This window comes from Streptomyces sp. NPDC002130, assembly GCF_040296465.1.
GTDB lineage: Bacteria > Actinomycetota > Actinomycetes > Streptomycetales > Streptomycetaceae > Streptomyces.
This window is the reverse complement of sequence record NZ_JBEOXI010000091.1, coordinates 21,952-29,018: the sequence shown is the minus strand read 5'-3', so window position 1 is coordinate 29,018 and position 7,067 is coordinate 21,952. Positions and strand designations below refer to the sequence as shown.

Genomic DNA, 7,067 nt, shown 5'->3' with positions numbered 1-7,067 from the left:
GGTCCAGGTGGGCCGCGACCTCCTCGGGCGTCGGCTCGTAGCCCCGCTCCTGGAGCATGCGGCGCTGGCCAGGCCGCCTTCCTCGGCGGCCCGCCGCCGCTCGGACCCGGAGCGCCTCCCGTGGAGCGGCTGCGGGCGTTCGGCTGCGCCATGCTGCGCCGCTCCGCCGACGACCTGGAGCTGCAGCTGGCGGCCGAGCCCGGCGCGAACCGCCGCTTCGTCGCCCCCGCCCGCCGCGTACTGCGGCACCACATCGAGATGCTGCTGCGCCAGGCGGTCCCCGACGCCGACTGCGATCTCCTCTCCCACGCGCTGATGGGCCAGCTGGACCCGGCCCTCATCCACCATCTGACCAGGCAGTGCGGGGTCCCCCTGGCCCGCCTGGAGGCCGCGTGGATCGACCTGGTCGACCGGGTGACGGGCGCGGGCACCGCCTGCCGATAGGCGCCCGCCGTACCCCGTGAACGCTCACGGGTTCCTCACAACTCCCCCGCCGGACAGGCGCATTGGGGCTTCTGCCAAGATGCCGTACGTCATGGTGCAGATACCGAAAACGCCCGCGCCCCCGTCCCCCGCACCGTCGCGCTCCGTGCCCACGAGCGCCGATGTGGCCCGCCTGGCCGGCGTCTCGCGCGCGACCGTCTCCTACGTCCTCAACAACACCAGCGCCGTACGGATCAGCGAACCCACCCGCCGCCGTGTGCACGAGGCTGCGAAGGAACTCGGGTACGTACCCCATGCCGCGGCCCGAAGTCTGCGCGCCGGGCACAGCCGCATGGTCCTGATCCCCGCGCCGACCTTCCCCGTCGGCCCGCTCTACAGCCGGTTCCTCGCCGACCTCCAGGGATCGCTCGCCGCCCTGGACTACACGGTCGTGCAGCACGGCACCGGCGGCCCGCACGGCGACGAAGCCGCCCGCGCCTGGGCCGAGTTGCGGCCCGTGGCCGTGCTCGTGCCCGGCTCCGGGCTCGGCCCGCGCGGGGTGGCGGTGCTCAAGCGCTCGGGGGCGCGGGCCGTGGTCACCCTCGGCCCCGAGACCATCGAGGGCGCGCACGCGCTGCTCATGGACCACGACGTCGTCGGCCACAGCGCGGGCGCCCACCTCTACGACCGCGGCAGACGCCGCATCGGCGTCGTCGTCCCACAGGAGTCCGGTCTCGAGGCGTTCTCCGCACCCCGCCTCGACGGCGTACGCCAGTCGGTGCGCGGCACGGACGCCACGGTGACCGAACTGCCCCTCGCCTACGACGAGCAGGCCGCGGCGCGCCTGGCCGCCCGCTGGCGCACGCTGGGCCTGGACGCCGTGTTCACCTACAACGACGAGTACGCGATGCTGCTGATGCGGGCCCTGCTGGACGAGGGCATCCGCATCCCCGAGGAGACGGCCGTGATCGGGGCCGACGACCTGGTGCTCGGGCGGCTGCTGCGGCCCCGGCTCAGCACGGTCCGCCTGCGGCTGCCGTCCGGGCGTGAACTCGCCGAACTGGTCGACCGGGCCGTGCGCAATCCGGCCACCGAGCCCGAGACGCACAAGGTGCTGGGTGCGACGGTGCTGCACCGCGAATCGAGCTGACCCGGGCGGACGTGACGTTCCGTCAGATGTCAGGTGCCGGATGGCAGACACCGGATGCCATCCGGCAGCGGGTGAGCGTCGGAAGCCGACTGCCGACAGCCGGCCGCCGGACGTCAACCGGCAATCGACAGACGGCGATCGGCGACGGAAATCGGCGGGCGGCAATAGGCAGACGGTCCGGTCTGGGTGCGCGGCACGGCTAGGATGTTGCATGCTCAACAAAACGGGGACGCGTTCCTGCTCGGGTCGCGGCACGCACCGCCGCGCCCGCTCGGCGCGTTCCGCCATGTGACCGCCGAACCGGCCGCGCACGACGGGAGTTCCGCTCGCCCGTCAGCCGGTGACCGATCGATCGGAGAGCCGTCATGCCGTTGCTCGACACGAAGACCTGGCAGCCCCGCAGCCTCGCGGGGCCCGGGTACACCGTCACCGAGCCCGCCACCGGCCAAGCCCTCGGCACTCTCGCCCTCGCCGGCCCCGAGGACGTCGAAGCCGCCGCCGGGCGGGCCGCCACCGCCCAGATCGCGTGGGCACGCACCCCGCACTTCGCCCGTGCCGCCGTGCTCCGCAAGGCCGGCGACCTGTTCACCGCGCACGCCGCCGAACTGCGCGAATGGCTCGTCCGCGAATCGGGCTCCGTCCCCGGCAAGGCCGACTTCGAGCTGCACGTCGCAGCCCAGGAGTGCTACGAGGCCGCCGCGCTCGCCTCCCGCCCGGCCGGACAGGTGCTGCCCAGCGAGGCGCCGCGCCTGTCGTACACGCGCCGCGTCCCGGCCGGCGTGGTCGGCGTGATCTCGCCGTTCAACGCCCCACTGATCCTGTCCATCCGCTCCGTCGCACCGGCCCTGGCGCTGGGCAACGCGGTCCTGCTGAAGCCGGACCCGCGCACGGCCGTCTGCGGAGGGCTGTCCCTCGCCGCGGTCTTCGCCGCCGCGGGCCTGCCGGAGGACCTGCTGCACGTGCTGCCCGGAGGCCCGGACGCCGGACAGGCCCTGGTCGCCGACCCGCGCGTGCCGATCATCTCCTTCACCGGCTCCACCGCCGCCGGACGGGCCGTGGGCGAGGCCGCCGGCCGTCACCTCAAGAGGGCCCACCTGGAACTGGGTGGCAACTCGGCCATGATCGTGCTGGAGGACGCCGATCTCGACGCGGTGATATCCACGGCCGCCTGGGGCTCGTTCTTCCACCAGGGTCAGATCTGCATGACCACCGGACGCCATCTGGTGCACGCGTCCCTCTACGACGAGTACGTCGAGCGGCTGGCCGCCAAGGCGGACTCACTCGCCGTCGGCGACCCGCATCGGGGGCAGGTCCACCTCGGTCCGATCATCGACTCGGGCCAGCTCGCCAAGATCAGCGGCCTGGTCGAGGCCAGCACGGCCGCGGGCGCGAAGCTCGCCGCCGGCGGCACCCACGACAGGCTCTTCTACCGGCCGACGGTCCTCGCCCACGTCGACGACCGCACCCCCGCCTACACGGAGGAGGTCTTCGGCCCGGTGGCGCCCGTCCGCTCCTTCAGCACCACCGACGAGGCGGCGGCCCTGGCCGCGCAGAGCCCCTACGGCCTCTCCCTGGGCATCGTCACCAGGGACCCGGCCCGCGGCCTCGACCTCGCCGAGCGCATCCCGACCGGCATCGTCCACATCAACGACCAGACCGTGAACGACGAGGCCGTGGCGCCCTTCGGCGGCGTCGCCGCCTCCGGCACCGGCGCCCGCTTCGGCGGCGAGGCCAACCTGGAGGCCTTCACCGAACTGCGCTGGACGACGGTACGCGGAGACGTCGCCCCGTACCCCTTCTAGAGCCCCGCACCCCGTGCGGGAGGGGCCGGTGCGGGAGGGCCCGGTCGTCCGGGCCCCCGGACGGGTCACTCGGCCGGCTGCTGGGCCTGCTGCTCGGCGACGGCCTTGCGCACCTCGTCCATGTCGAGGTTGCGGGCCTGCCCGATGACGTCCGTCAGGGCGGCCTCGGGCAGGGCGCCCGGCTGCGCGAACACGGCGACCTGGTCACGGACGATCATCAGCGTGGGGATGGACTGGATACCGAAGGCCGCGGCCAGCTCGGGCTGCGCCTCGGTGTCCACCTTGCCGAACACCAGGTCAGGGTTCTCCCCGGCCGCCTTCTCGTACACCGGGGCGAACTGCTTGCACGGCCCGCACCAGTCGGCCCAGAAGTCGATCAGGACGAACTCGTTGTCCGTGACCGTCTGGTCGAAGTTCTCCTTGGTGAGCTCCACGGTGCTGCTCATGGCGTAAATCCCTCTTCCTGGTGTGGGGTCAAGCCGTCGGCACGACACGGCCGACCGGACACGTATTCCGCGCCCCTACCCATGTGGCCAGGGCGCACACCACCCACCAGACTGACCCCATGACGGAAACGGAAACCAACGCGTACGACGTCGTGGTGCTCGGGGCCGGTCCCGTGGGGGAGAACGTTGCCGACCGCACCCGCGCCGCCGGACTGACCACCGCGGTCGTGGAGAGCGAGCTGGTCGGCGGCGAGTGCTCCTACTGGGCGTGCATGCCCAGCAAGGCCCTGCTGCGGCCGGTCATCGCCCGCGCGGACGCCCGCCGCGTGCCGGGCCTGCGCCAGTCGGTGCAGGGCCCCCTCGACGCGTCCGCGGTCCTCGCCCACCGGGACTACTACACCTCGAACTGGAAGGACGACGGTCAGGTCGGCTGGCTGGACTCCATCGGCGCCGACCTGTACCGCGGCCACGGCCGCCTCACCGGGCCGCGCACGGTGACGGTCACCGGCCCGGACGGTGGCGAGCGCGTCCTGACCGCCCGGCACGCCGTCGCCGTCTGCACCGGCAGCCGCGCCGCCCTCCCCGGCCTCCCCGGGCTCGACGCCGTGAAGCCGTGGACCAGCCGGGAGGCCACCAGCTCCAAGACGGTGCCCGGCCGGCTGATCGTGATCGGCGGCGGCGTGGTCGCCACCGAGATGGCCACGGTGTGGCAAGCCCTCGGCTCGCGGGTCACCCTGCTGGTCCGCGGCAAGGGCCTGCTCCCCAGGATGGAGCCCTTCGCCGGGGAACTGATCGCCGAGGCGCTCACCGAGGCCGGAGCGGACGTCCGCACGGGCACGTCGGTGGAGTCGGTGACCCGGGAGAACGGCACGGTCGTGGCCGTCAGCGACACGGGCGAGCGCATCGAGGCCGACGAGATCCTCTTCGCCACCGGCCGCGCCCCGCGCACCGACGACATCGGGCTGGAGACGATCGGCCTCGCCCCCGGCTCCTGGCTGCCGGTCGACGACAGCCTCCGCGTGAGCGGCCACGACTGGCTGTACGCGGTCGGCGACGTCAACCACCGTGCCCTCCTCACCCACCAGGGCAAGTACCAGGCCCGCATCGCGGGCGCCGCCATCGCCGCACGCGCCACGGGGGAGTCGCTCGTCGTCGAGCCCTGGGGGGCTCACGCCGCGACGGCCGACCAGGCGGCCGTCCCCCAGGTCGTCTTCACCGACCCGGAGGCGGCGGCCGTGGGCCTGTCCCTGGCCGAGGCGGAAGAGGCGGGGCACCGGGTGAGGGCCGTCGACGTGGACCTGTCCACCGTGTCCGGGGCCGGCCTGTACGCCGACGGCTACCAGGGCCGCGCCCGCATGGTCGTCGACGTCGAGGACGAGATCCTGCGCGGCGTCACCTTCGTCGGCCCCGGCGTCGGCGAACTCATCCACTCCGCGACCATCGCGGTCGCCGGCCAGGTCCCGGTCAGCCGCCTGTGGCACGCCGTCCCGTCGTACCCGACGATCAGCGAGGTGTGGCTGCGGCTGCTGGAGGCGTACCGGGACGCCTGACCCGCGGATCGTCGGCGCCCGAGCGGCGCCGACCGGCCTCACGCGTACGCGGGCACCACCAGCTCCCGGTAGTCGTCGTCCCACAGGTCCTCCTCGGCCTCCGGAAGGAGCAGCACCCGGTCCGGCCGCAGCGCGTCGACGGCGCCCTCGTCGTGCGTGACCATGACGATCGCGCCCGGGTAGGTGCCCACCGCGGCCAGGACCTCCGCCCGGGAGGCGGGGTCCAGGTTGTTGGTGGGCTCGTCGAGGAGCAGGACGTTCGCGCCCGAGTGCACCAGACCCGCCAGGGCGAGCCGGGTCTTCTCGCCGCCGGACAGGACACCGACCGGCTTGCCTGCGTCGTCGCCGGTGAACAGGAACGCGCCCAGGACCTGGCGGACTTCCCCGTCGGTCAGGTGCGGCGCGGCGCCGGCCAGGTGCTCACGGACCGTCGACTCCGGGTTCAGGGTGTCGTGTTCCTGCGCGAAGTAGCCCACGCGCAGACCGTGCCCGTGGACCACCCGGCCGCTGTCGGGCCTGTCCTGCCCGGCGAGGATGCGCAACAGGGTGGTCTTTCCCGCTCCGTTGGGACCGAGCACCACCACCCGGCTGCCCCGGTCGACGGCCAGGTCGACGCCGCGCAGAACGTTCTGACCGCCGTACGACCTGGTCAGGCTCACCGCGCCGAGCGGAATACGGCCGCAGGGCGCCGGCTCGGGGAGCCGGATCCTGGCCGTCTTCTCGGAGTGGCGGGCCGGTTCGAGGTCGGCGAGCAGCCGGTCCGCACGACGAGCCATGTTCCGCGCGGCCACCGCGGTCGACACCCGGGCCCGCATCTTGCCGGCCTGGGCGTGCAGCGCGGCCGCCTTGCGCTCGGCGTTCGCCCGCTCGCGTGCCCGTCGCCGCTCGTCGGCCTCCCGCTGCGCCAGGTAGGTGTCCCAGCCGGTGTTGTGGAGGTCGAGCGCGGCCCGCCCCGGGTCCAGGTGGAAGACCCGGTTCACGGTGCCGGCCAGCAGCGACGTGTCGTGACTGATCATCACCAGGCCGCCTTGATGACTCGTCAGGAAGGTGCGGAGCCAGGCGATGGAGGCCGCGTCGAGGTGGTTCGTCGGCTCGTCCAGCAGCAGGGTGCCGTGCCCGGCGAACAATATGCGTGCCAGCTCCACGCGACGGCGCTGACCGCCCGACAGCGCGCTGAGCGGCCGGTCCGTCAGGGCCGTGGGCAGGCCGAGCCCGGCGGCGACCCGGGCGGCCTCCGCCTCGGCCGCGTAACCGCCGCGGGCCTGGAACTCGGCCTCGGCCCGCACGTAGGCGTTCATCGACCGCTCCGTCCCGTCGGCCATCGCGGCCTCGGCGCCGCGCAGCGCCCGCACGGCCAGGTCCAGACCGCGCGCGGACAGGATCCGGTCGGTGACGGTGACCGACTGGTCCGCGGCGCGCGAGTCCTGGCGGAGATGTCCGACACCCGCCGCGCGGACGACAGAGCCGGCGGCGGGCCGCAGTTCGCCCGCCAGGGTGTGCAAGAGGGTCGTCTTCCCGGCGCCGTTGCGGCCGACCAGGCCGATGCGGTCGCCGGGGGAGACGTGGAAGGAGACGCCGGACAGCAGCAGACGCGCGCCCACGCGCACGTCGACGTCACGAACGGTGATCATGAGAAAACGCTCCGAACAAGCAAGAGGACACACGGGTGGCGTGGGAGTGGGTCCTCGGCTAGGAA

At 73.6% G+C, this 7,067-nt stretch carries 5 protein-coding genes and 1 pseudogene; 4 read left to right on the top strand and 2 right to left on the bottom strand.

The annotated features are described in order from the left end of the window. The 3 genes and pseudogenes from ABT116_RS50890 to ABT116_RS18980 form a co-directional block, all read left to right on the top strand. Positions 1-444: pseudogene (locus tag ABT116_RS50890) on the top strand (hypothetical protein); the annotation flags it as partial. Between the two features lie 79 nt (positions 445-523). After that, positions 524-1,573, top strand: a complete 1,050-nt coding sequence (locus ABT116_RS18985) for a LacI family DNA-binding transcriptional regulator (RefSeq protein WP_502983894.1) — start codon at positions 524-526, stop codon at positions 1,571-1,573. Positions 1,574-1,938: 365 nt separating this feature from the next. Beyond that, positions 1,939-3,375, top strand: coding sequence for a benzaldehyde dehydrogenase (locus ABT116_RS18980; RefSeq protein ID WP_351634754.1), 1,437 nt, complete (start codon positions 1,939-1,941; stop codon positions 3,373-3,375). A 65-nt stretch (positions 3,376-3,440) separates the two neighbouring features. On the opposite strand, the gene trxA is transcribed toward ABT116_RS18980, so the two are convergent. After that, positions 3,441-3,821, bottom strand: a complete 381-nt coding sequence (gene trxA / locus ABT116_RS18975) for a thioredoxin (protein WP_053673779.1) — start codon at positions 3,819-3,821, stop codon at positions 3,441-3,443. Positions 3,822-3,940: 119 nt separating this feature from the next. On the opposite strand from trxA, the gene ABT116_RS18970 reads away from it, so the two are divergent. Then, positions 3,941-5,371, top strand: coding sequence for a dihydrolipoyl dehydrogenase family protein (locus tag ABT116_RS18970; RefSeq protein WP_351634746.1), 1,431 nt, complete (start codon positions 3,941-3,943; stop codon positions 5,369-5,371). A 38-nt stretch (positions 5,372-5,409) separates the two neighbouring features. On the opposite strand, the gene ABT116_RS18965 is transcribed toward ABT116_RS18970, so the two are convergent. Further along, positions 5,410-7,002: an ABC-F family ATP-binding cassette domain-containing protein gene (locus tag ABT116_RS18965; RefSeq protein WP_351634740.1), complete on the bottom strand. Its 1,593-nt coding sequence runs from the start codon at positions 7,000-7,002 to the stop codon at positions 5,410-5,412. Positions 7,003-7,067 lie beyond the last annotated feature (65 nt).

Bases quoted from the DNA above. Each gene is read 5' to 3' on its own strand.
- ABT116_RS18985 (WP_502983894.1), top strand. From the start codon at position 524: ATGCCGTACGTCATGGTGCAGATACCGAAAACGCCCGCGCCCCCGTCC.
- ABT116_RS18980 (WP_351634754.1), top strand. From the start codon at position 1,939: ATGCCGTTGCTCGACACGAAGACCTGGCAGCCCCGCAGCCTCGCGGGG.
- trxA (WP_053673779.1), bottom strand. From the start codon at position 3,821: ATGAGCAGCACCGTGGAGCTCACCAAGGAGAACTTCGACCAGACGGTC.
- ABT116_RS18970 (WP_351634746.1), top strand. From the start codon at position 3,941: ATGACGGAAACGGAAACCAACGCGTACGACGTCGTGGTGCTCGGGGCC.
- ABT116_RS18965 (WP_351634740.1), bottom strand. From the start codon at position 7,002: ATGATCACCGTTCGTGACGTCGACGTGCGCGTGGGCGCGCGTCTGCTG.